This window comes from Streptomyces sp. NPDC034103 (genome assembly GCF_055575395.1).
Genome location: NZ_JBVISS010000013.1, coordinates 34,796 through 55,541, shown reverse-complemented (window position 1 = coordinate 55,541; position 20,746 = coordinate 34,796). Strand labels below are relative to the sequence as shown.

Here is a 20,746-nt window from a genome sequence, read left to right as displayed (position 1 = left end):
TGCCGCACCGGCAAGGTCAGTTGATCGCCCTGATCAGCTCGCCGCCCGAGGTGTCCCCGCTCAGCTCCCAGAAGAACGTGCCGCCCAGCCCCTGCTGGTTCTTGTAGGCCATCTTCGTGCCGATGGTCGCCGGGGTGTCGTAACTCCACCAGTCGTTCCCGCACTTGGCGTACGCCGTCCCGCCCACCGTGCCGGTCGCCGGGCACTTGGCCTTGAGCACCTTGTAGTCCTCGAAGCCCGCCTCGTACGTCCCCGCCGCCGGACCGGTCGCGGTGCCGCCGGGTGCCGCCTGGGTCACGCCGGTCCAGCCGCGGCCGTAGAAGCCGAGGCCGAGCAGCAGCTTCGAGGCCGGGATGCCGAGGCCCTTGAGCTTGGCGATGGTCGCCGACGTGTGGTTGCCCGCCTGCGGGATGCCGGCGTAGGAGTGCAGCGCCGAATGCGGAGCCGTCGGTCCGGTCGCCGCCCAGGCGCCGAAGTAGTCGTACGTCATCGGGTTGTACCAGTTCACGTACTGCGCCGCGCCCGCGTAGTCCGCCGCGTCGATCTTGCCGCCCGGGGTGGCGTCGGCCGTGATCGCCGCGGTGACCAGGTTGCCGGAGCCGAAGGTGGACCGCAGTGCCGCCATCAGGTTCTTGAAGGCCGCCCGGCCGCTGGTGTCACAGGTGTTGCCGCAGGCGTTGGGGTACTCCCAGTCGATGTCGATGCCGTCGAAGACATCGGCCCACCGGGAGTTCTCGACCAGGTCGTAGCAGGACCGGGCGAACGCGGCCGGGTTCTTCGCCGCCTCGCCGAAGCCGCTCGACCAGGTCCAGCCCCCGAAGGACCAGATGACCTTAAGGCCCGGGTGCTTCCTCTTCAGCTCGCGCAGTTGGTTGAAGTTGCCGCGCAGCGGCTGGTCCCAGGTGTCGGCGACCCCGTCCACGGACTCGGCCGCGGTGTAGGTGCGCTCGGTCGCCGCGTAGGAGTCGCCCATCGCGCACTTGCCGCCGGTGACGTTGCCGAAGGCGTAGTTGATGTGCGTGAGCTTCGCTGCGGAACCGGAGGTCTCGATGTTCTTGACGTGGTACTTGCGGTCGTAGGTGCCCCATTCGGTGAAGTAGCCGACGACCTTGGAGCCGGCCTTCACCGCGGGCCTCGCCGCGGGTTCGGCGGTCGCGGTGCCGGCGCCGGCCAGCAGTCCGGCGCCGAGGACCGCGCAGCACGCGGCGGAGACGAGCGCCCGGAAGCGGGTGCGGGGGCGGGGGGATTCGTGCATCGGGTGTCTCCTCGTGGGGGAGAGGGGAGCGTGCGCCGATTGGCATGAACGCGGTAAAGCGGTGGTCCGCCACAGTAGGAGGACTAGACCAGTGCGTCAATGGTTCGTACCAATCTCGAGCCCTGCGGGACCTTCGCTCGGTTTCTTGAAGTAAGCGGTCGTTAACTGGTGACGCGGTGCCGCCGATCGGGCATACTCACAGCGCAGAGCCGCTGGTCAACAGCTTCCGCGACCCGAAAGTGCGACCATCGGCCCAGCCGCAGCAAGACCCGGCGGAGCCGCCCCCATCCAAAGGCGCACGCCGACGTGCCCGACACAGGGAGGAGAGCGTCGCCATGCCCGACCGCGCCCCGCAGCAGGTGGACCGGCAACTGCCCACGGACGAGGCCCGGGAGCTGATCTCCCTCGTCCGCGACATCGCGCAGCGCGAGATCGCCCCGCGGGCGGCCGAGGAGGAGGACGCCGGACACTTCCCGCGCGAGATCTTCACCCTGCTCTCCCGCTCCGGCCTGCTCGGACTGCCCTACGACTCCGCGTACGGCGGCGGCGACCAGCCCTACGAGGTCTACCTCCAGGTCCTGGAGGAGCTCGCCGCGGCCCGCCTCACCGTCGGCCTCGGCGTCAGCGTGCACACCCTCGCCTCCTACGCCCTGGCCGCCTACGGCAGCAAGGAGCAGCAGGTCGAGCACCTCCCCGCGATGCTCGGCGGTGGACTGCTCGGCGCGTACTGCCTCTCCGAGCCCTCGTCCGGCTCGGACGCCGCCTCCCTGCGGACCAAGGCGGTGCGGGACGGCGACCACTGGGTGATCACCGGCACCAAGGCCTGGATCACCCACGGCGGCATCGCCGACTTCTACACGGTCATGGCCCGGACCGGCGAGGAGGGCCCGCGCGGGATCACCGCCTTCCTGGTGCCCGGGGACGCGGCGGGCCTGAGCGGGGCGCTGCCGGAGAAGAAGATGGGCATGAAGGGCTCGCCCACCGCCCAGGTCCATCTCGACGGCGTCCGTGTCCCCGACGACCGGCGCCTGGGCGAGGAGGGGCAGGGCTTCGCGATCGCCCTGTCCGCGCTGGACTCCGGACGGCTGGGCATCGCGGCCTGCGCGATCGGCGTGGCCCAGGCGGCGCTGGACGCGGCGGTGGCGTACGCGACCGAGCGGCGGCAGTTCGGCAAGGCCATCGTCGACTTCCAGGGGCTGCGGTTCATGCTGGCCGACATGGCGACCCAGATCGAGGCGGGCCGGGCGCTGTACCTGTCGGCGGCACGGCTGCGGGACGCGGGCCGGCCGTTCGCCAAGCAGGCGGCGATGGCCAAGCTGCACTGCACGGACACGGCGATGAAGGTGACCACCGACGCCGTCCAGGTCCTCGGCGGGTACGGCTACACCGCGGACTTCCCCGTCGAGCGCTACATGCGCGAGGCCAAGGTCCTCCAGATCGTGGAGGGCACCAACCAGATCCAGCGGATGGTCATCGCCCGCCACCTGGCAGGTCCGGAGAAGCGCTGAACTGACCCGGCCTCACCTGTGGCGCCGCGAGCCGGACCCACTCCGGGTCGTGGCGCCCCGGCAGGGTCCGGCCGCGGTCGGCCCATGTGCGCAGCAGATCCCGGTAGATGGGCGGGTCCACGGGAGGCGGAACCGATTCTGCGGGTGGAGGCACGAAGATGTGGCGCTGACGCCCGGTCGCCGAATATGTGGGGGTCATACCAGGGCAACGCGGTGACGGCCGGACAGGTCACCCGTCGACGGAATCGACCGTGAGTTCACGGACGTCGCCCGGCGCCGAGTCCGGCCCCCCGACGGCTGTCTGACGTGCCGTCAGCCGTGCGGTTCCCCGGAAGATGCGCTGAGGGAGGACCGGATGCCGCTCGCGCTGGGGCCGCTGACGATCGGTGGGACCGTCGCCCCCGCGCACCCGGACGCACTGATCCTGCACCACGGCAGCCTGCGAGCCATGGTGCAGGGCAGCTACGGGGATCGAGCGATGACCCTTGGGGTGCGCTCAGGCGGCGTGGCGCCGCATGACGGGGACCCTGATGGGGCGCGAGCCCGGCCCGCCGACGTGCGAGAAGGGCTGGGTCCGCCAGTCGAGCCCCTGAGGGAGCGTCAACAGCAGGGCGGTGTCCTGCTCCTGGGGCTCCAGGTCCTCGTCCGCGGGACGCGCCTCGCAGGCGCGGCGGCCGGTGCCGGCGCAGACCGTCAGCCCGAACGGGTTCCAGGGCGAGGCGCACAGCGCGTGCTCCGGCAGGAACTCCTCGTCCGCCAGCAGCGCGATGGGCTGCGCGCAGTCCGGGCACACGACCCGGAACATCTCGAAGGTGTCGTACGCGTCGAGTTCGTCCTCGAGGGCGTCGGGTTCGACGCCCTCCGGCTCGGGCTCGGCGACCGCCTGGAGTCGCTTGGGTGCGGTACGACCAGGGCGCTTAAGACTCTGCATTGGGTTCTCCCCCTCGGGCTGGGCCGTGAAGGCGCTGCGGCCTCGACCACAGCAAGCACTTCCCGCCCGGTCTCGGCGGTAATCACGAGACCTTCACGGAGACGGTTCGGGGGCTGTGGTGTTCGTCACATGCCGCTCGCAGGTGCCCGTGGCGGCCCGTTTGTCCCCCGGACGGCTCACCCGCGGCTCTCGGCCACATCACGAACCGGGTATGACCTGCGCCGCTCCTGTATCCGAGGAGATCAGGCGCACTGTAGGTTCTTGCGCCATGGAGGAGCTGGACCGTCAGATCGTGCAGCTGCTCGTCAAGGACGGGCGGATGAGCTACACAGACCTCGGCAAGGCCACGGGCCTGTCCACGTCGGCCGTGCACCAGCGGGTGCGCCGGCTGGAGCAGCGTGGCGTGATCCGGGGGTACGCCGCCGTCGTCGACCCCGAGGCCGTCGGGCTGCCCATGACCGCGTTCATCTCGGTGAAACCGTTCGACCCCAGCGCGCCCGACGACATCGCCGAGCGGCTGGCCGGGGTGCCCGAGATCGAGGCCTGCCACAGTGTCGCGGGCGACGAGAACTACATCCTCAAGGTACGGGTGGCGACCCCGCACGAGCTGGAGGAGCTGCTGGCGCGCGTGCGGTCGCTGGCGGGGGTGTCGACTCGGACGACGGTCGTGCTGTCGACCCCGTACGAGGCCCGCCCGCCGAGGATCTGAAACCGGGTTTCGTCGGCGGCCGCGGGCCGTTCGTGGCCGGTCACGCGGTTCCCCGCGCCCTGAGGGTGTTACGGCTGCCCGGTGTGCGGAGCCACCCCCGTGAGGCGCGAGACTGTTCCCCATGAGTGAGTCCACTGCCGCACCCCAGACCGTCCTTCTCCGCCGTGGCGAGGTCCACAGTCCCGCCGACCCGTTCGCCACCGCGATGGTCGTGGAGCGTGGGCAGGTCGCCTGGGTCGGGTCGGAAGGCGCCGCCGACGCCTTCGCGGACGGGGTCGACGACGTCGTCGACCTGGACGGCGCTCTGGTCACCCCGGCGTTCACCGACGCGCATGTGCACACCACCGCCACGGGACTCGCTCTCACCGGCCTCGACCTGTCCCGCGCCCCCTCCGTGGAGGCGGCCCTCGCGCTCGTACGGGAGTTCGCCGCCGCCCGCCCGGACGACCGGGTGCTGCTCGGGCACGGCTGGGACGCCGCCCGCTGGCCCGGCGGCCGCCCGCCGACGCGCGCCGAGCTCGACGAGGTCACCGGTGGCCGGCCGCTGTACCTGTCCCGCATCGACGTCCACTCGGCGGTCGTGACCACGGCCCTGCTCGACATGACGTCCCTGGGGCGCGTGGACGGCCCGCTGACCGCCGACGCCCACCACGCCGTACGCGCCACCGCGCTCGCCGCCATCACCCCCGCCCAGCGCGCCGAGGCCCAGCGCGCGGCCCTCGCCCACGCGGCCTCCCTCGGCATCGGCTCGGTCCACGAGTGCGCCGGACCGGAGATCTCCTCCGAGGACGACTTCACCGGCCTGCTCCGGCTCGCGGCGGAGGGGGCCGGGCCCCGGGTCGTCGGCTACTGGGCCGAGCAGGACGTGACGAAGGCGCGCGAACTGGGCGCGGTCGGCGCGGCCGGAGACCTCTTCGTCGACGGCGCCCTCGGCTCCCACACCGCCTGTCTGCACCAGCCGTACACCGACGCCGAGCACACCGGCACCGCGTACCTGGACGCCGCCGCCGTCGCCGCACATGTCGTCGCCTGCACCGAGGCGGGCCTCCAGGCGGGCTTCCACGCGATCGGCGACGCCGCCGTGACCGCCGTGGTCGAGGGCGTCCGCACCGCCGCCGAGAAGGTCGGCCTGCACCGTGTGCGCGCCGCCCGGCACCGCGTCGAGCACGCCGAGATGCTCACCCCCGAGACCATCGCCGCCTTCGCCGACCTCGGCCTCACGGCCTCCGTGCAGCCCGCCTTCGACGCGCTGTGGGGCGGCGAGGACGGCATGTACGCGCGGCGTCTGGGCGTGGAGCGGGCGCGCGCCCTGAACCCCTTCGCGGCCCTCCTGAGGGCCGGGGTGCCGCTCGCCTTCGGCTCCGACAGTCCCGTCACCCCGCTCGACCCGTGGGGCACGGTCCGCGCCGCCGCCTTCCATCGCACGCCGGAGCACCGGGTCTCGGTGCGCGCCGCGTTCACCGCCCACACGCGGGGCGGCTGGCGGGCGGTCGGACGGGACGACGCGGGCGTGCTGGTGCCGGGCGCGCCCGCCGACTACGCGGTGTGGCGCACGGACGAGCTGGTCGTCCAGGCGCCCGACGACCGGGTCGCCCGCTGGTCCACCGACCCCCGCTCCGGCACCCCCGGGCTCCCCGACCTCTCCCCGGGCGCCGACCTGCCGGTCTGCCTGCGCACGGTGGTGGGCGGCCGGACCGTGTTCGTGCGGCCGAGCGAGTGATCTCCCGGGGCGGCGCGGTTACGACCGGCCGCCGCCGCCCTGTCTCGCGACCTGCGCATCCTCCGGGCTGACCAGGGCGTTGTGTGCAGACCCCCAGCTCAAGCGGCTGTTGACAGCCGACGGCAGGGGGCCGGTAGGTTCGGCCCAGTCCACCACCGGACGCCCGACCGGGGAAGGTCCGCCGACTCGTCGCCGCGCCGCTGGGTCAGGGACGGTGTGCCGCACCGGGGCACCGCCACTGGCAGCCAGGCTCAGCGCCCGCGCCGCAGCGAGGGAACGTTCCGGCTGGTCGGGGAGGTGTGACCCGGGTGGGGCCCGGACGCTCAGTAGACAACGGCTTTCGGTCGACCCGCAGCCAGCGGGCCCCAGGTCGGCCCGAAGGGCGCCGGGCCCCCATCCGCAGGACACACGGCCGCGAGAGCCGCGCTCCCACCCCGATCTTGCGAAAACGACACCACCATACGAACGTCTTGTCGCGTCGGCCCAGGCGGCGCCCACTATGGTGGACGTCTGCGGACGAACGTGAAGGGGCAGCAGTGAACGACGGCGACGGGGCCCTTGCGGCACAGGGTCAGGGGAGGCAGTTCGGCCCGCTCGGCACGGCCTTGGTGATCATCCCGACCTACAACGAGGCGGAGAACATCAAGACCATCGTCGGCCGGGTCCGCAAGGCCGTCCCCGACGCGCACGTCCTCGTCGCCGACGACAACAGCCCCGACGGCACCGGCAAGCTCGCCGACGAACTCGCCGCCACCGACGACCACGTCCAGGTCCTGCACCGCAAGGGCAAGGAGGGCCTCGGCGCCGCCTACCTCGCGGGCTTCGCCTGGGGCCTGGAGCACGGCTACGGCGTCCTGGTCGAGATGGACGCCGACGGCTCCCATCAGCCCGAGGAGCTGCCCCGCCTGCTGACCGCCCTCAAGGGCGCCGACCTGGTCCTCGGCTCCCGCTGGGTGCCCGGCGGCCGGGTCGTGAACTGGCCCAGGTCCCGTGAGTTCATCTCCCGCGGCGGCAGCCTCTACTCGCGGGTCCTGCTGGACGTGCCGATCCGGGACGTCACCGGTGGCTACCGCGCCTTCCGCCGCGAGACGCTGGAGGGCCTCGGTCTCGACGAGGTCGCCTCCCAGGGCTACTGCTTCCAGGTCGACCTCGCCCGTCGCGCGATCAAGTCCGGCTACCACGTCGTCGAGGTGCCCATCACCTTCGTCGAGCGCGAGCACGGCGACTCCAAGATGAGCCGCGACATCCTCGTGGAGGCGCTGTGGCGGGTCACCACGTGGGGCGTGGGGGAACGAGTCGGCAAGGTGCTCGGCGGCCGCGACAAAAAGGCCTGACGGCGCCCGTACGCCCTGGTCGCACAGCCGGCGTTGATCGTCCCCTTATCCCGTGCTGAGCCCTGCCCAGGCACACTGGACGCATGACGACTGGCGTTCCGACCCCGACGCATCCCGCCCGGCCCCCGCGCTCCCGGTTGCGCACCTTCCTGCCGCTGGGGATCGCGGCGTGGCTGGTGCTGGAGATCTGGCTGCTGACCCTGGTGGCCGGCGCCGCGAGCGGATTTGTGGTGCTGTTGCTGCTGCTCGCCGGCCTGGTGCTCGGCGCGGTGGTCATCAAACGGGCGGGACGGCGGGCCTTCCGGAACCTCAACGAGGCCTTCCAACGCGGCACCGCGCCGGCCGGTGGCGGTGGCAACGGCCTGATGATGCTGAGCGGCCTCCTCCTGATGCTCCCCGGCCTGATCTCGGACGCGGTGGGACTGGTCCTGCTGATCCCGCCGGTCCAGAAGGCCGTCTCCCGGCGAGCCGAGCGCACCTTCGAGCGCCGGCTCCGGGAGGCCGGTCCCGGCTCCCTGGGCGGCGCCTTCCAGCAGGCCCGGATGCGGCGCCCCGACGGCAAGGTCGTCCAGGGCGAGGTCCTCAGGGACGAGCCGGCCGGTACGCCTGAGGACCGGCGTCCTCCGCTGACGGGCTGAGTACCACCCGGACGGGCGCCGGACACAAAAGACCGCGGGCGCCGTACATGAAGTACGGCGCCCGCGGTCTCTTGCTTGCGTTGTGTTCCGCCCGAACCGTGGCGGGACTACGCGGACTTGCGGCTGTCCCTGGGGTGAACCGCGATGTTCATCGCCCCTGAACGCAGAACAGCCAGACGCTCCTCGAGGACCTCTTCGAGTTCCTCTCGGGTGCGCCGTTCCATCAGCATGTCCCAATGTGTACGCGCGGGCTTGGCCTTCTTCTCTTCAGGGCCGTCGCCGTCCACGAGGAGTGCCTGGGCCCCGCAGACCTTGCACTCCCACTCCGGCGGGATCTCCGCCTCGACCGAGAAGGGCATTTCGAACCGGTGCCCCTTCTCGCATGCGTACTCCACGGCCTGGCGCGGGGCCAGGTCGATGCCGCGGTCCGTCTCGTAGCTGGTCACCACGAGGCGCGTGCCGCGAAGAGCTCGCTCACTCATGAATCGTGCCTCCCGGGCTTGTCGCCCACAGGACAGGTGTCGCTGTCGTCGTCATCCGGTCAACGTCCGGTCGGCGGTAAAGATTCCCGGTTCCGGGCAATGCGTCGCCGTCGTAGCCGCCCCTTGTTGTACCCACCAGCGCCCGGTTTGTCACATCTGCTAGCAGATGTCACCCAGCGTTTCGCTATCTTTGACGCGCAGTAACGGTACGCCTGGCAGGCCAAACGCGTACACTACCGCCCTTTCGCGCCGAACGCTAAATCTTCCCCGGAACGGGATTGCCCGCGTCGCGGATCGCCTGGCGCACCGGAACCCGTGCGAGCAGGGCGAACCCCAGGACGAAGAAGACCACCAAGGAGATGATCGCGTCCCGATAACTTCCGGTCAGCTGGTACGTGAGGCCGAACAGAAGCGGCCCCAGCCAGCTCATGCCGCGGTCGCTCATCTCGTACGCCGAGAAGTACTCCGCCTCCTTGCCGGGCGGGACGAGATGGGAGAACAGCGAGCGGGACAGGGCCTGGCTGCCGCCGAGGACCAGACCGATCCCGGCGGCCAGCACGAAGAACCACACCGGCGCTCCGGCCGGCAGGAAGTAGCCGGCCGCCAGGGTGAGTGTCCAGGCCACCAGCGAACCGAGGATCGTGCGCTTCGCGCCGTGGACCCGGGCCAGTCGGCCCATGCCCAGCGCGCCCGCCACCGCCAGCACCTGGACCAGCAGGACGGCGCCGATGAGCGTGGACTGGCCGAGGCCGAGTTCCTCGGAGCCGTAGACGGAGGCCTGGGAGATCACGGTCTGGATGCCGTCGTTGTAGACGAGGTACGCCAGCAGGAACGCGAGCGTCAGCGGGTGGCGGCGCATGCTCCGGATCGTCGCCGCCAGCTGCCGGAAGCCGGGCGTGCTCGCCTCCTTCACCGCCGTACGGCGGTCGCGCAGCCGGCGGAGCGGGACGAGGGTGAAGGCGCCCCACCACAGGCCCGCCGAGGCGAGACAGACGCGGACCGCCATGCCCTCGGAGAGGCCGAAGGAGTCGTGGGCGGTGTACAGGACCAGGTTCACGACCAGGACCAGCGAGCCCGCCGCGTACCCGAAGGCCCAGCCCCGGGAGGAGACCGCGTCGCGTTCCTCGGGCCCGGCGATCTGGGGCAGGTAGGAGTTGTAGAGCATGGTCCCGACCGCGCTCGCCGCGTTCGCCACGATCAGCAGGACGCCGCCGAGCAGATAGCGCTCGCCGTCGAGGAGGAACATGGCCGCCGTCGCCGCGGCCCCGGTGTAGGCGGCCGCCGCCAGCAGCGGCTTCTTCCGGCCGGTGCGGTCGGCCGCCGCGCCCACCAGGGGCATGATCAGCACGGCCACGATCACCGAGAGGGACACCGAGTACGCGAAGAAGGACCCGGCGCGCACCGGTATCCCGAGCGGATGGACGAAGCCGTCCGCGTCGGCCGCCTCCTCGGCGACCGAGGTCAGATAGGGGCCGAGGAACACGGTGAGCACGCTGGTCGAGTAGACCGAGCACGCCCAGTCGTAGAAGTACCAGCCGCGCTGTTCGCGGCGCCGCTCGGCGGCCTCGTCGGCGCCTGCCGCAGGCATGGCGTCGGTGCTGGCGTCGGTGCCCAACCCGGCCCCCTCGGTGGTCCCGCGCCTCGGTCCCGCGGTGCCAGGGGTGCGGGGGCCGTCAGACCCAGACGCCCCGGTCCTCCATGACCTTGCGCAACGTGTCGATGTGGTCGGTCATGATGCCATCGACCCCCAGGTCCAGGAGCCGGTGCATGGCATCGGGATCGTTGATGGTCCACACGTGCACCTGGAGTCCGCGCGCGTGGGCGGCGCGGACGAACCGGTGGTCGACCACCTGGATGCCGTTCTGGGCCTCGGGCACCTGGGCGGCGACCGCGGAGCGGCGCAGCGCGGCCGGCACGCCCCAGGAGCGCAGGCGCAGGTTGAGGACGCCACGGGTGCCGTAGGAGGTCGCCAGACGCGGGCCGGCGAGCCGCTGGGCGCGCACCACCCGGGCCTCGGAGAAGGACCCGACGCAGACCCGGTCCCACGCGCCGGTGCGCTCGACCAGCTCCAGGAGCGGGTGGAGCGCCGACTCGGCCTTCAGGTCGACGTTCCAGCGGGCCTCCGGGAACGTCTCCAGGAGCTCCCGGAAGAGCGGCACCGGCTCTCTGCCCGCCACGCGCGCGTGCCGTATCTCCGACCAGGGCAGCTCCTCGATCCGGCCGGCCCCGTCCGTCACCCGGTCCAGGGTCGAGTCGTGGAAGGCGACGAGCTCGCCGTCCGCTGTGGCGTGGACGTCGGTCTCCAGGTAGCGGTAGCCGGTCTCGATCGCCCGCCGGAACTGGAGCAGGGTGTTCTCCAGACCGTCCGCCGCCCCGCCCCGGTGGGCGAAGGGGATCGGGCCGGGATGGTCGAGGTAGGGGTGGCGTATCCGGGTGGTCACGGACGCAGTATCGCGCCCTGGGGTTGCCCGGTGGCAACGGCCGTGCTGCCGTCCGATGCCGCCGGGACGTCGAACACCCGCAGGAACAGCTGGGCGAGCGGGCCGATGGACACCGCGTACAGCAGCGTGCCGACGCCGATCGTGCCGCCCAGGGCGAAGCCGGTGGCGACGACCGCGATCTCGACGGCGGTCCGCATCAGCCGGACGGAGCGGCCGGTGCGCCGGTGGAGGCCGGTCATCAGGCCGTCCCGCGGGCCCGGTCCGAAGCGGGCGGCGATGTAGAGACCGGTGGCCGCGCCGTTGAGCACGACGCCCGCGATAAGGAGCGGGATCCGCACCGCCAGGGCGTGTGCCTCGGGCAGCGCGGCGAGCGTGCCGTCCATGGCGACGCCGACCACGAAGACGTTGGAGACCGTGCCCAGACCCGGCCGCTGGCGCAACGGGATCCACAGCAGGAGCACCGCGGCGCCCACGACGATCGACACCACGCCGATGGTGAGCCCCGTCAGTTCGGCGAGGCCCTGGTGCAGCACGTTCCAAGGCTCCAGGCCCAGGCCCGCCTCGACGAGCAGCGCGGAACTCGCTCCGTAGAGGGCGAGACCGGCGTACAGCTGGATCAGCCGGCGTCCGAGCCGGCTCTGTGCGGACAAGTGGTGCCCCCGTGGTCGTCGTGGCCTGGTCCATGACACCCTGTGGCTTGGGTGGAAACATCATCCATGGCCAATTCGGGGAAGGTGGACTGATTTCCATGGCGCAGTGGACCTCGGCGGTGGGAGCGGCGCAGCTCGCCCGGCTGCTCAACTCGCAGCAGGACCGTCCCGCGGGCCCCGGCACGCGCCGTCCGCCCGCCTACCGGGCGCTCGCCGACGGCATCCGGCTGCTGGTGCTGGAGGGCCGCGTCCCGGTCGCGGCCCGGCTGCCCGCCGAGCGCGAACTGGCCCTGTCCCTGTCCGTCAGCCGTACGACGGTGGCGGCCGCCTACGAGGCGCTGCGCGCCGAGGGCTTCCTGGAGTCGCGGCGGGGGGCCGGCAGCTGGACCGCCGTCCCGGCCGGCAACCCCCTGCCCGCGCGCGGTCTGGAGCCGCTGCCCCCCGAGGCGCTCGGCTCGATGATCGACCTCGGCTGTGCCGCGCTGCCCGCCCCCGAGCCATGGCTGACCCGCGCCGTCCAGGGCGCCCTGGAGGACCTCCCGCCGTACGCCCACACCCACGGCGACTATCCGGCCGGGCTGCCCGCGCTGCGCGCGATGATCGCCGAGCGGTACACCGCGCGCGGGATCCCGACCATGCCCGAGCAGATCATGGTGACCACCGGCGCGATGGGGGCCATCGACGCGATCTGCCATCTCTTCGGCGGCCGTGGCGAGCGCATCGCGGTGGAGTCGCCGTCGTACGCCAACATCCTCCAGCTGATGCGTGAGGCGGGCGCCCGGCTGGTGCCCGTCGCCATGGCCGAGGGGTTGAGCGGCTGGGACATGGACCGCTGGCGTCAGGTGCTGCGGGACGCGGCGCCGCGGATCGCCTACATCGTCGCCGACTTCCACAACCCGACCGGCGCGCTCGCCGACGACGACCAGCGCCGCCGGCTGGTGGACGCGGCGCGCTCGGCGGGCACCGTGCTGGTCGCCGACGAGACGATGAGCGAGCTGTGGCTGGACGAGGGGGTCGAGATGCCGCGGCCGGTGTGCGGGTTCGACCCCGCGGGTTCCACCGTGATCACCGTCGGCTCGGCGAGCAAGGCCTTCTGGGCGGGGATGCGCATCGGCTGGGTGCGGGCGGCACCGGACGTCATCCGCAGCCTCGTCGCCGCGCGGGCCTACGCCGACCTGGGCACCCCGGTGGTGGAGCAGCTGGCCGTGAACTGGCTGTTCAGCACGGGGGGCTGGGAGCAGGCCGTGGACGTGCGGCGGGCGCAGGCCAGGGAGAACCGGGACGCCCTGGTCGCGGCGGTGCGGCGGGAGCTGCCGAGCTGGGAGTTCGAGGTGCCGCGGGGCGGGCTGACCCTGTGGGTGCGGGCCGGGGGGCTGTCCGGGTCGCGCCTCGCCGAGGTGGGGGAGCGGGTCGGGGTGCGGGTGCCGTCGGGTCCGAGGTTCGGGGTGGACGGGGCCTTCGAGGGGTATGTGCGGCTGCCGTTCACCGTGGGGGGCGCGGTGGCCGAGGAGGCGGCGGCGCGGCTGGCCATGGCGGCGAAGCTGGTGCAGAGCGGGGCCTCCGGGGGCGGCGAGGCGCCTCGTACGTTCGTCGCGTAGAGGCGCCCCGCGGGGCCGGCTACTCCGCCCGCACCGCTTCCACCGGGACCGTTTCGGCCGCGACGGCTGCGGCCGGGACTGCTTCCGCCGGGACGGCGTTGATGATGGCTGTGGTCGGGACTGCTTCCGCCGGGACGGCGTTGGCGACGGCTGCGGCCGGGACTGCTTCCGCCGGGACGGCGTTCAGGACGGCTTCGGCCGGCACCGTGTCGGCCACTGCCGGTTCGGCCACTGCTTCGGTCGGCAGCGGTTCGGGCTGCCCCTCCGCGTCCGCCGGGGTCGTACGCGGCGGCAGCAGCGCGAGCACCGCCTTGCGGTCCGCGTCGCTCGTCGCGTCGTCGTAGGGGTCCGGCGTGGACGGGACCTGGAGGCGGAGCACCGGGCCGGTGCCCAGACGGGCGTATCCGCGCCCGGGCGGGACCTCGGCGACCGGCGTGGTGTGGGGCCGGGCGCCCAGGACGGCCTCCAACTGCCCGGCCGTGGCGGGGCCGAGCACGACACGCGCGCGTGTGTGCTGCCGTACGGCGTCGCTCAGCGTGTCCGCGCTGTCGAACTGGTCCGCCACGACCACCGTCACGTTGGCCGCGCGACCGTGCCGGAGGGGGACCTGGAGGAGGGACTGCGGGTCACGGTGGCCGTCGGCGGCGGCCAGGTGCGTGAACGCGCTCGGGCGGTCCACGAGGAGCCACAGGGGACGCCTGGTGTCCTCGGGGGGCTGCTGGCCCGCCTGGCGGGCGCGGTTCATGGCGATCAGCCGCCGTTCCGTCTCGGTGGCGGCCCACTCCAGGCTCGCCAGGGCCCCGGTCAGCCCGCACTCGACGGCCAGGACGCCGTCCCGGCCGGTGAGGCAGGCGTACTCGCCGGTGCCGCCGCCCTCGACGATCACCACGTCGCCGTGGGGCAGCGCCTGGAGCGCGACGGAGCGCAGCAGGGTCGAGGTGCCGCTGCCCGGCTGGCCCATGACCAGCAGATGCGGCTCTGTGGAGCGGACGCCGGTGCGCCAGACGACGGGGGGCACGTCGCCCTGCTCCTCGCCGTAGGTGAGCGGGAGCGTGCGCCGCACCTCGCCGGGGTCGGTGAAGCCGAGCACCGTCTCGCCGGGGGACGTGACGAAACGCTGAGCGGCGATGTCGGTGGGCAGCGGCGGCAGGACGGAGACCGAGAGCTCGTTGCCCTCCTCGTCCCAGGTGAAGCGGTACTCGCGGCCGCGGCCGGACTTGGCGTGCAGCAACTGCTCGATCCGCGCGCGGGAGTCGGCCTCGCCGTCGGTGAAATAGGCGGGGTAGCGGATCACGAGGTGTCTGACGCGGTTCGTCTCGTCGAACTCGTAGGCCGGGAAGACCTTCTCCCACTCGCCGCCGTGGGCATAGAGGGGAGCGGGGTCCTCGGCCGTCGAGAAGTAGGGCACCAGGGCCTCGTAGAGCGTGCGCAGGCGCTCGGTCTGCGATTCGTCGGGGCCCTCGGGGGCCGGTGGGGTGCGGTCCCGGCCCTGCCAGGCTGCCGCCGCCATCAGGGTGATGACGGCGAGCAGCGGGCCGTACGGCACCAGGGCCACGACCAGGACCACCGACGCCACCAAGAACAGCAGCGGTCCGCGCTTGTCCTTGGGGGTGTCGGCCCACCTGCGCCGGCCGGCCGAGGCCAACCGGCGCAGACCGCGGGTGATCGTGATCAGCGGATGGAGGACGTCGGTGGCGCTGTCGGCCGCCGTCCGGGCCAGCTCCCGGCTCCGGGCGATCTGCGCGCTGCCTGTGCTCAGGATGCGGGGGAGGGGGCGCCGGGCCACTGCTGTCTCCTGATGGTGCGTACGGACTGGAGGCGGAAACCGGGCGGCGTCAGAACTTGATGCCGCCCAGCAGGCTCGCGAGGCTCTCGCCGCCCGCCTTGATGCTGGGGGCGATGGCCGTGCTCGCCAGGTAGAAGCCGAACAGGGCGGCGACGAAGGCGTGCGACGCCTTGAGGCCGTCCTTGCGGAAGAAGATGAAGACGACGATGCCGAGCAGCACGACGCCCGAGATGGAGAAGATCATGTGGGTGCTCCTGGTTCAGGTGGGGACAGTCACCATGAGTACTTCCAGGCTCACAGCATGTATCCATACGATAAAAGGTGCAACTGGGTGAATTACGGGCGATTTCACTCGGTCGGCAGGGATCGGTTGGGGCCGGATGAGCAGGGGACTTGCGTCCGACCGGGTCAGTGGTGATCTTTACCTCCGGCACATCGGGTCATGTGCCGCGCCAGCCAGTACCCTGGCGATTCACCTGAACGGTTGTATGAGAGGCGGAACGGCCGATGACTGAAGCCCCCGACCCGGAGGTCGTGGAGCTGGCGACCAAGATCTTCGATCTGGCCCGCCGGGGTCAGGCCGAGGCGCTCGTGGCGTACGTCGACGCGGGAGTTCCGGCCAACCTCACCAACGACCGCGGGGACTCCCTCCTGATGCTCGCCGCCTATCACGGCCACGCCGACGCGGTGCGCGCGCTGCTCGCCCGGGGCGCGGAGGCGGACCGCATCAACGACCGAGGCCAGACCCCGCTCGCGGGGGCGGTCTTCAAGGGGGAGACGGAGGTCATCCAGGCGCTTCTGGACAGCGGTGCCGACCCGGCCGCGGGAACCCCGTCGGCTCTCGACACCGCTCGCATGTTCGACAAGACGGAACTGCTCGAGTTGTTCGACGCACACTGACTCGAACGCTCTGACCAGCAACAACACGGAAAACGGGGGAGGCGGTACGGGGCCGCCGAAATTTCGGTCGCGGCAGATGTAAGTGCCGAGTCATCATGACGTCGTGATTCACGGACGCGATGGCTGGGCAGGCGTTGCCGCACCGCGCGGGCCGTGATGCGGTCCGCATGGGCCACCGACGAGAGGCAGAGAGAAATGGTCTACAGCAAGCAGGAAACGGCGGGCGCCCCGACGTGTTGTCACGCGGCCAGGTGAAGCAAGAACCCCGGTTGCGTCGACGCTTGATGTGAGGCTGTTTCCCATGTTCGAACCGGTCATAGCGCCCAGCGGTACGCTGCTCGGCCTCCTCCAGAGGGGCCGCGGCGACGGAACACTGCACGCGCTCACCGCCCCGCGGGCCGAAGCGCTCGCGGCCCTCAACCACTGTGTGCTGCGCGATCCCCGCCACGACTGGCAGGTGGAGAACCGCTCCCTCTACTACGCCCGCCTCTACCTCGACCTGAGCGGCGAACTGGACGAGATCGAGGCCCACCTCTTCGACGTCGAGGACCACTTCGACGACGAGGAGTCCCGTACGGGCCTCGCCCTGGCGGTCCTCGGGCACCTCGCCTCCTACGGCAGGCGGGACGCGCTCGAACTGCTGCGCAGGTACGCCGCCTCCGGCTCCAACTGGGCCTGGGCGCTGGACGAACTGGCCCTCAGGGACGACGACGCCGGGCTGCGTGCCCTCGCCGTCCCCGTGCTGGCCCGGTTCGCCACCGACGCCGAGGGCGAGGCCGAACTGGCCGCCACCGTGCGCGACGCCTTCGAGCCACGGCCCTGGCGGCTGTGGGCCGAGGATCCGCGCGAGTCGATCGCCGCACGCGTGCGTGCCGCTCACGAGGCCGGCTGTTTCGACCGCTGGCAACGCCAGATGCGACCTACCGGGCCCCGTCCGGGGTGGAGCGTGCGGGCGGTCTTCGAATGGGCCGAGCAGGGCGTCGAACGCGGCGCCGCGCTCCATGTGCCCGCCGCCCGCTGCCTCATGGCCGTCGCGGGGCCCGAGGACCGGCCCGAGATCGTCGCCGCCGCCCAGGACGGCACCGAGGGCGCCCGCTGCACCGCCCTGCGCTATCTGGCCGACGCCAATGATCCGGGCGCCCTCGACCTGATCGAGGCCGCCGTGGTCACCGGATCGGCGCCGGTCGTGGAGGCCGCCGTCGACGCCTTCGAACGTATGCGCAGTGTCGCCGCCGTGGACCGGGCGCGCGGCTGGGCCCACCGGCCCGACCCGCTCGGCGCCGCCGCCGGACGGATGCTCGCCTGCCGCGGCGGCACCCAGGACCGGGACCTGGTCCTCGCGGCCCTGCGGGAGGCCGTACGAGGAGAGGGGCCGGACGCACCGACCCTGTGGACCCTCGTCGACGGCACCGGACGGCTCGGCATCGGCTGCGCCGCCCCCGTGCTCCGCCACATCTACCGCGAGACGGCCTCCTCCCATCTGCGCGGCCGAGCCGCCCGGGCCCTCGCCGCGACCGACCCCTCCTTCGCCACCGGCTTCGCCGTCGAGTGCCTGTGGGACTGCGAGGAGACCACCCGCGAGATCGCCGCCCGGCACGCCGAGACCGCCGACGCCCGGGTCGTCGAGCAGCTCCGCCGCCTCGCCGCGGACCCGGCCGAGGAGGCCGAGGTCCAGACCGCCGTACGCAGCCGGATCGGACCCTCGGACACCACCGCCATGTGACGCCTGCCCTCAGGGTGAACTCGGGGTGACCCGCGGGTCAGGCCCGCATGGACACGGCCTGACCTGCGCGGGTGTGCAGCACAACGCTCACGGGACGTTCCTCGCCCGGAAAGATCCACGTTGACGCGTCCACGTCCGGTGCGGCGACAACACCGGTATGCGTGTCGTCATCGTGACCGAGTCCTTTCCCCCCGATGTGAACGGCGTGGCCCACTGCGCGCTCCAGACCGCCCGGCACCTCGTGGACCGCGGCCACTCCCCGCTCGTCGTCGCGCCGGCCACCGCGGCCGGTACCGGGCCCGGCCCCGACGTCCCGGCGCCCTGCCCCGTCGTCCGCGTCCCCTCGCTCCCCCTTCCCGGCTATCCCCAGGTCCGCGTCGCCCTCCCGAGCCGACGTGTCGCCGCGGCGATCGCCGCGCACCGTGCCGACCTGGTCCACCTCGCCAGCCCCTTCGTCCTCGGCGTCCGCGGCATGGCCGCCGCCGCCCGGCTCGGCCTCCCGGCCGTGGCCGTCTACCAGACCGACCTCGCCGGCTACGCCCGCACCTACATGGGCCTCGGCGAGCAGGCCGCCTGGCGGCGCATCCGCTCCGTGCACGCCGCCGCCCACCTCACCCTCGCCCCGTCCAGCGCCGCCCTGCGCGACCTGGAAGCCCACGGCGTCCCCCGGGTGCGGCTGTGGCCGCGCGGCGTGGACACCGTCCGCTTCCGCCCCGCGCTGCGCGATGCGGCGCTGCGCCGTCAGCTCGCCCCCGATGGCGAGCTGATCGTCGGCTACGTCGGGCAGCTCGCCCCCGAGAAGCAGGTCGAGCTGCTGGCCGACGTCTGCCGCCTGGAGGGCGTGCGGGTCGTGGTGGTGGGCGACGGGCCCAGCCGGCCCGGGCTGGCGGAGGCGCTCCCCGGCGCCGTCTTCCTGGGCCGTCGCACCGGCGACGAACTCGCCCGGATCTTCGCCTCCCTGGACGTCTTCGCGCACACCGGCCCCTTCGAGACCTTCTGCCAGACCGTGCAGGAGGCGATGGCCAGCGGGGTGCCCGTCGTCGCCCCCGCCACCGGCGGCCCGCTGGACCTGGTCGCCCACGGGCGCACCGGCCTGCTGGTCCCACCGCGCGACGCGGCCGCCGTACGGGACGCCGTGTGGGCCCTGGCGGCCGACCCCGGCCTGCGGGCCGCGTACGGCGCCGCCGGACGCGCCATGGTGGAGGGCCGCACCTGGGCCGCCGTCGGCGACCAACTGCTGGGCCACTACGCGAGCGTGCTCACGACGCGGCCGACGGCGGTGGCGGCGTGAGCGGGGCGGGGACTGGAGACGGTGTGAGTGGGGTGGGGGCTGGGGGCGGTGTGCGTGCGTCGTCGGTCGGCGGTTGCGGTGTGAGCGAGGTGGGGGTGGGAGGCGGTGTCAGCGGCGTGGGGGCTGGGGGCGGTGTGCGTCCGTCGTCGGTCAGCGTTGGTGGTGTGAGCGAGGCGGGGGCGGGAGGCAGCGTCAGCGGGGTGGGGACCGGAGGCGGTGTGCGTCCGTCGCCGGGAGGAGGGGCTGGGCGTGGTGTGGTCCCGTCGCGGATCGGGGGTGAGGCCTTGAGCGCGGCGGGGACGGGATCCGCGCCGGGCGGCGGGAGTGGCGGACGCCCGTTGCGGATCGTGCGACTCGCCAACTTCGTCGCGCCCGCCTCGGGTGGGCTGCGCACCGCGCTGCGTGAGCTGGGCAAGGGATACCGGGCCGCCGGTCACGAGCCCGTGCTCGTCGTGCCGGGCGAGCGGATGAGCGACGTCGAGACCGAGCAGGGGCGGGTGATCACCCTGCCCGGTCCGCTGCTGCCGGGCACCGGCGGGTACCGCGTGCTCACCGACCGACGGCGGGTGGCCGGGCTGCTGGAGCACCTGGCCCCCGACCGGTTGGAGGTCTCCGACCGTACGACCCTGCGGTGGACCGGCAAGTGGGCACGGCGGGCCCGGGTGCCCGCCGTGATGGTCTCCCACGAGACCGCCGACGGCGTCCTGCGCACCTGGGGAGTCCCCGAGGGCGCGGCCAGGCGCGCCGCGGACGCCCTGAACGTCCGGACGGCCCACACCTACGCGCGCGTGGTGTGCACCACCGAGTTCGCCGAGCGTGAGTTCGTGCGGATCGGGGCGCGCAACGTCGTCCGGGCGCCCCTGGGCGTCGACCTGGTGGAGCGGCATCCCGGGCTGCGCGACCCGGGGGTGCGTGCCCGGTACGCGCGCGTGGCCGAGGCGCTGCTCGTGACGTGCACCCGGCTGTCCGTGGAGAAACGGCCCGGTACTGCGGTGGACGCCCTGGAAGCGCTCCTGCGGCGCGGGCGGCGGGCCGTGCTGGTGGTGGCCGGGGACGGCCCGCTGCGGGGACGACTCGAACAGCGGTCGCGTGGGCTCCCGGTCGTCTTCCTCGGCCATGTCGCCGACCGCGCGCTGCTCGGGGTGCTCCAGGCCTCCGCCGACGTGTGCCTGGCCCCCGGCCCGGCCGAGACGTTCGGGCTCGCCGCGCTGGAGGCGATGGCGTGCGGGACACCGGTCGTGGCCAGCGCCTCGTCGGCGCTGCCCGAGGTGATCGGCCACGCCGGGGCTGTCGCCGCGGATCACGGGGGTGCCTTCGCGGACGCCGTGGAGACGCTGCTGGAGCGGCCCTGCGGCGAGCGCCGGGAAGCGGCACGCGCGCGTGCCGAGTGCTTCGGGTGGCCCACGGCGGTGGAGGCGTTCCTCGCCGCGCACGACGCGCCGATCTCGGTGCCCGGGGGCGTCTGAGGAGACCGGTCCGGTCCGTCGCCCGCGGTGAGACCCGGGTGAGCGGGGGCACTGGCGACTGGTGCTGCGGTTTCCTGCGACTGGCGCTGTGGTTCCCCGCGTTCGTGGCCCGGACGGGACTCGCGGTCGGGAACGCGGCGTCGTCCGAGCCCGGGGGCCCCGGGCCGGCCGGGTCGGCGGGGTCGGCGGGTCTGTGGTGGCCGGTCATCGTGGGAACGGGGGCCCGGCGGTGCCGCTTGCCGCTGGTCCGCGGACGGGTGTCCGTGGTCCGGCGTGCCCGTGGTCCGGGGGCCGGTGGTCCGGGAGCGCCCGTG

The 20,746-nt window shown here is 73.0% G+C and carries 18 protein-coding genes; 10 read left to right on the top strand and 8 right to left on the bottom strand.

Annotated features, from left to right (window positions below):
- Positions 1-16: 16 nt before the first annotated feature.
- Positions 17-1,255: a glycoside hydrolase family 18 protein gene (locus ACZ56U_RS28255; RefSeq protein ID WP_469086788.1), complete on the bottom strand. Its 1,239-nt coding sequence runs from the start codon at positions 1,253-1,255 to the stop codon at positions 17-19.
- A gap of 335 nt (positions 1,256-1,590) precedes the next feature.
- On the opposite strand from ACZ56U_RS28255, the gene ACZ56U_RS28250 reads away from it, so the two are divergent.
- A complete protein-coding gene (locus tag ACZ56U_RS28250) occupies positions 1,591-2,763 on the top strand; it encodes an acyl-CoA dehydrogenase family protein (protein WP_469086787.1) in 1,173 nt (390 codons plus the stop codon).
- A 496-nt stretch (positions 2,764-3,259) separates the two neighbouring features.
- Here the strand turns inward: ACZ56U_RS28250 and ACZ56U_RS28245 are convergent, their stop codons facing one another.
- On the bottom strand, positions 3,260-3,694 hold the full coding sequence (locus ACZ56U_RS28245) for a hypothetical protein (RefSeq protein WP_469086786.1): 435 nt from the start codon (positions 3,692-3,694) through the stop codon (positions 3,260-3,262).
- Between the two features lie 268 nt (positions 3,695-3,962).
- On the opposite strand from ACZ56U_RS28245, the gene ACZ56U_RS28240 reads away from it, so the two are divergent.
- The 4 genes from ACZ56U_RS28240 (at position 3,963) to fxsA (ending at position 8,095) form a co-directional block, all read left to right on the top strand.
- On the top strand, positions 3,963-4,403 hold the full coding sequence (locus tag ACZ56U_RS28240) for an Lrp/AsnC family transcriptional regulator (RefSeq protein ID WP_039932055.1): 441 nt from the start codon (positions 3,963-3,965) through the stop codon (positions 4,401-4,403).
- Between the two features lie 121 nt (positions 4,404-4,524).
- Complete coding sequence (locus ACZ56U_RS28235) at positions 4,525-6,123, top strand: amidohydrolase (protein ID WP_469086785.1); 1,599 nt, start codon at positions 4,525-4,527, stop codon at positions 6,121-6,123.
- Positions 6,124-6,659: 536 nt separating this feature from the next.
- Positions 6,660-7,457: a polyprenol monophosphomannose synthase gene (locus tag ACZ56U_RS28230; protein WP_469086784.1), complete on the top strand. Its 798-nt coding sequence runs from the start codon at positions 6,660-6,662 to the stop codon at positions 7,455-7,457.
- Positions 7,458-7,540: 83 nt separating this feature from the next.
- Positions 7,541-8,095, top strand: a complete 555-nt coding sequence (fxsA, locus tag ACZ56U_RS28225) for an FxsA family membrane protein (RefSeq protein WP_469086783.1) — start codon at positions 7,541-7,543, stop codon at positions 8,093-8,095.
- A 107-nt stretch (positions 8,096-8,202) separates the two neighbouring features.
- Here the strand turns inward: fxsA and ACZ56U_RS28220 are convergent, their stop codons facing one another.
- The 4 genes from ACZ56U_RS28220 to yczE all read right to left on the bottom strand — a co-directional run bounded on the left by ACZ56U_RS28220 (position 8,203) and on the right by yczE (position 11,668).
- A complete protein-coding gene (locus ACZ56U_RS28220) occupies positions 8,203-8,577 on the bottom strand; it encodes an RNA polymerase-binding protein RbpA (RefSeq protein ID WP_003977404.1) in 375 nt (124 codons plus the stop codon).
- A 256-nt stretch (positions 8,578-8,833) separates the two neighbouring features.
- A complete protein-coding gene (locus ACZ56U_RS28215) occupies positions 8,834-10,165 on the bottom strand; it encodes an MFS transporter (protein WP_469086782.1) in 1,332 nt (443 codons plus the stop codon).
- An 85-nt stretch (positions 10,166-10,250) separates the two neighbouring features.
- Complete coding sequence (locus tag ACZ56U_RS28210) at positions 10,251-11,018, bottom strand: glycerophosphodiester phosphodiesterase (RefSeq protein WP_469086781.1); 768 nt, start codon at positions 11,016-11,018, stop codon at positions 10,251-10,253.
- Positions 11,015-11,668, bottom strand: a complete 654-nt coding sequence (yczE, locus tag ACZ56U_RS28205) for a membrane protein YczE (protein WP_469086780.1) — start codon at positions 11,666-11,668, stop codon at positions 11,015-11,017. Before yczE ends, ACZ56U_RS28210 begins: the two co-directional genes overlap by 4 nt.
- 98 nt (positions 11,669-11,766) lie before the next feature.
- Between yczE and ACZ56U_RS28200 the strand changes: the two genes are divergently transcribed.
- Positions 11,767-13,266, top strand: a complete 1,500-nt coding sequence (locus ACZ56U_RS28200) for an SCO1417 family PLP biosynthesis transcription factor (RefSeq protein ID WP_391241019.1) — start codon at positions 11,767-11,769, stop codon at positions 13,264-13,266.
- Between the two features lie 19 nt (positions 13,267-13,285).
- On the opposite strand, the gene ACZ56U_RS28195 is transcribed toward ACZ56U_RS28200, so the two are convergent.
- Positions 13,286-15,052 carry an ATP-binding protein gene (locus ACZ56U_RS28195; protein ID WP_469086779.1) on the bottom strand — a complete coding sequence of 589 codons (1,767 nt, stop codon included), beginning with the start codon at positions 15,050-15,052 and terminating at the stop codon, positions 13,286-13,288.
- Between the two features lie 49 nt (positions 15,053-15,101).
- Positions 15,102-15,296: a hypothetical protein gene (locus ACZ56U_RS28190; protein WP_469086778.1), complete on the bottom strand. Its 195-nt coding sequence runs from the start codon at positions 15,294-15,296 to the stop codon at positions 15,102-15,104.
- A gap of 263 nt (positions 15,297-15,559) precedes the next feature.
- Between ACZ56U_RS28190 and ACZ56U_RS28185 the strand changes: the two genes are divergently transcribed.
- The 4 genes from ACZ56U_RS28185 (at position 15,560) to ACZ56U_RS28170 (ending at position 20,432) form a co-directional block, all read left to right on the top strand.
- The gene (locus tag ACZ56U_RS28185; RefSeq protein ID WP_469086777.1) at positions 15,560-15,952 is read left to right on the top strand and encodes an ankyrin repeat domain-containing protein; all 393 of its coding nucleotides are present in this window, start codon (positions 15,560-15,562) and stop codon (positions 15,950-15,952) included.
- Between the two features lie 301 nt (positions 15,953-16,253).
- Positions 16,254-17,675: a HEAT repeat domain-containing protein gene (locus ACZ56U_RS28180; protein ID WP_469086776.1), complete on the top strand. Its 1,422-nt coding sequence runs from the start codon at positions 16,254-16,256 to the stop codon at positions 17,673-17,675.
- A 157-nt stretch (positions 17,676-17,832) separates the two neighbouring features.
- Positions 17,833-18,966 (top strand): glycosyltransferase family 4 protein, encoded by a 1,134-nt coding sequence (locus ACZ56U_RS28175; RefSeq protein WP_469086775.1) that lies wholly within the window; start codon positions 17,833-17,835, stop codon positions 18,964-18,966.
- A 284-nt stretch (positions 18,967-19,250) separates the two neighbouring features.
- Positions 19,251-20,432 carry a glycosyltransferase gene (locus tag ACZ56U_RS28170; protein ID WP_469086774.1) on the top strand — a complete coding sequence of 394 codons (1,182 nt, stop codon included), beginning with the start codon at positions 19,251-19,253 and terminating at the stop codon, positions 20,430-20,432.
- Positions 20,433-20,746 lie beyond the last annotated feature (314 nt).

Bases quoted from the DNA above. Each gene is read 5' to 3' on its own strand.
- ACZ56U_RS28240 (WP_039932055.1), top strand. From the start codon at position 3,963: ATGGAGGAGCTGGACCGTCAGATCGTGCAGCTGCTCGTCAAGGACGGG.
- ACZ56U_RS28255 (WP_469086788.1), bottom strand. From the start codon at position 1,255: ATGCACGAATCCCCCCGCCCCCGCACCCGCTTCCGGGCGCTCGTCTCC.
- ACZ56U_RS28200 (WP_391241019.1), top strand. From the start codon at position 11,767: ATGGCGCAGTGGACCTCGGCGGTGGGAGCGGCGCAGCTCGCCCGGCTG.
- ACZ56U_RS28180 (WP_469086776.1), top strand. From the start codon at position 16,254: ATGTTCGAACCGGTCATAGCGCCCAGCGGTACGCTGCTCGGCCTCCTC.
- fxsA (WP_469086783.1), top strand. From the start codon at position 7,541: ATGACGACTGGCGTTCCGACCCCGACGCATCCCGCCCGGCCCCCGCGC.
- ACZ56U_RS28235 (WP_469086785.1), top strand. From the start codon at position 4,525: ATGAGTGAGTCCACTGCCGCACCCCAGACCGTCCTTCTCCGCCGTGGC.
- ACZ56U_RS28215 (WP_469086782.1), bottom strand. From the start codon at position 10,165: ATGCCTGCGGCAGGCGCCGACGAGGCCGCCGAGCGGCGCCGCGAACAG.
- ACZ56U_RS28250 (WP_469086787.1), top strand. From the start codon at position 1,591: ATGCCCGACCGCGCCCCGCAGCAGGTGGACCGGCAACTGCCCACGGAC.
- ACZ56U_RS28185 (WP_469086777.1), top strand. From the start codon at position 15,560: ATGACTGAAGCCCCCGACCCGGAGGTCGTGGAGCTGGCGACCAAGATC.
- ACZ56U_RS28190 (WP_469086778.1), bottom strand. From the start codon at position 15,296: ATGATCTTCTCCATCTCGGGCGTCGTGCTGCTCGGCATCGTCGTCTTC.
- ACZ56U_RS28175 (WP_469086775.1), top strand. From the start codon at position 17,833: ATGCGTGTCGTCATCGTGACCGAGTCCTTTCCCCCCGATGTGAACGGC.
- ACZ56U_RS28220 (WP_003977404.1), bottom strand. From the start codon at position 8,577: ATGAGTGAGCGAGCTCTTCGCGGCACGCGCCTCGTGGTGACCAGCTAC.
- ACZ56U_RS28245 (WP_469086786.1), bottom strand. From the start codon at position 3,694: ATGCAGAGTCTTAAGCGCCCTGGTCGTACCGCACCCAAGCGACTCCAG.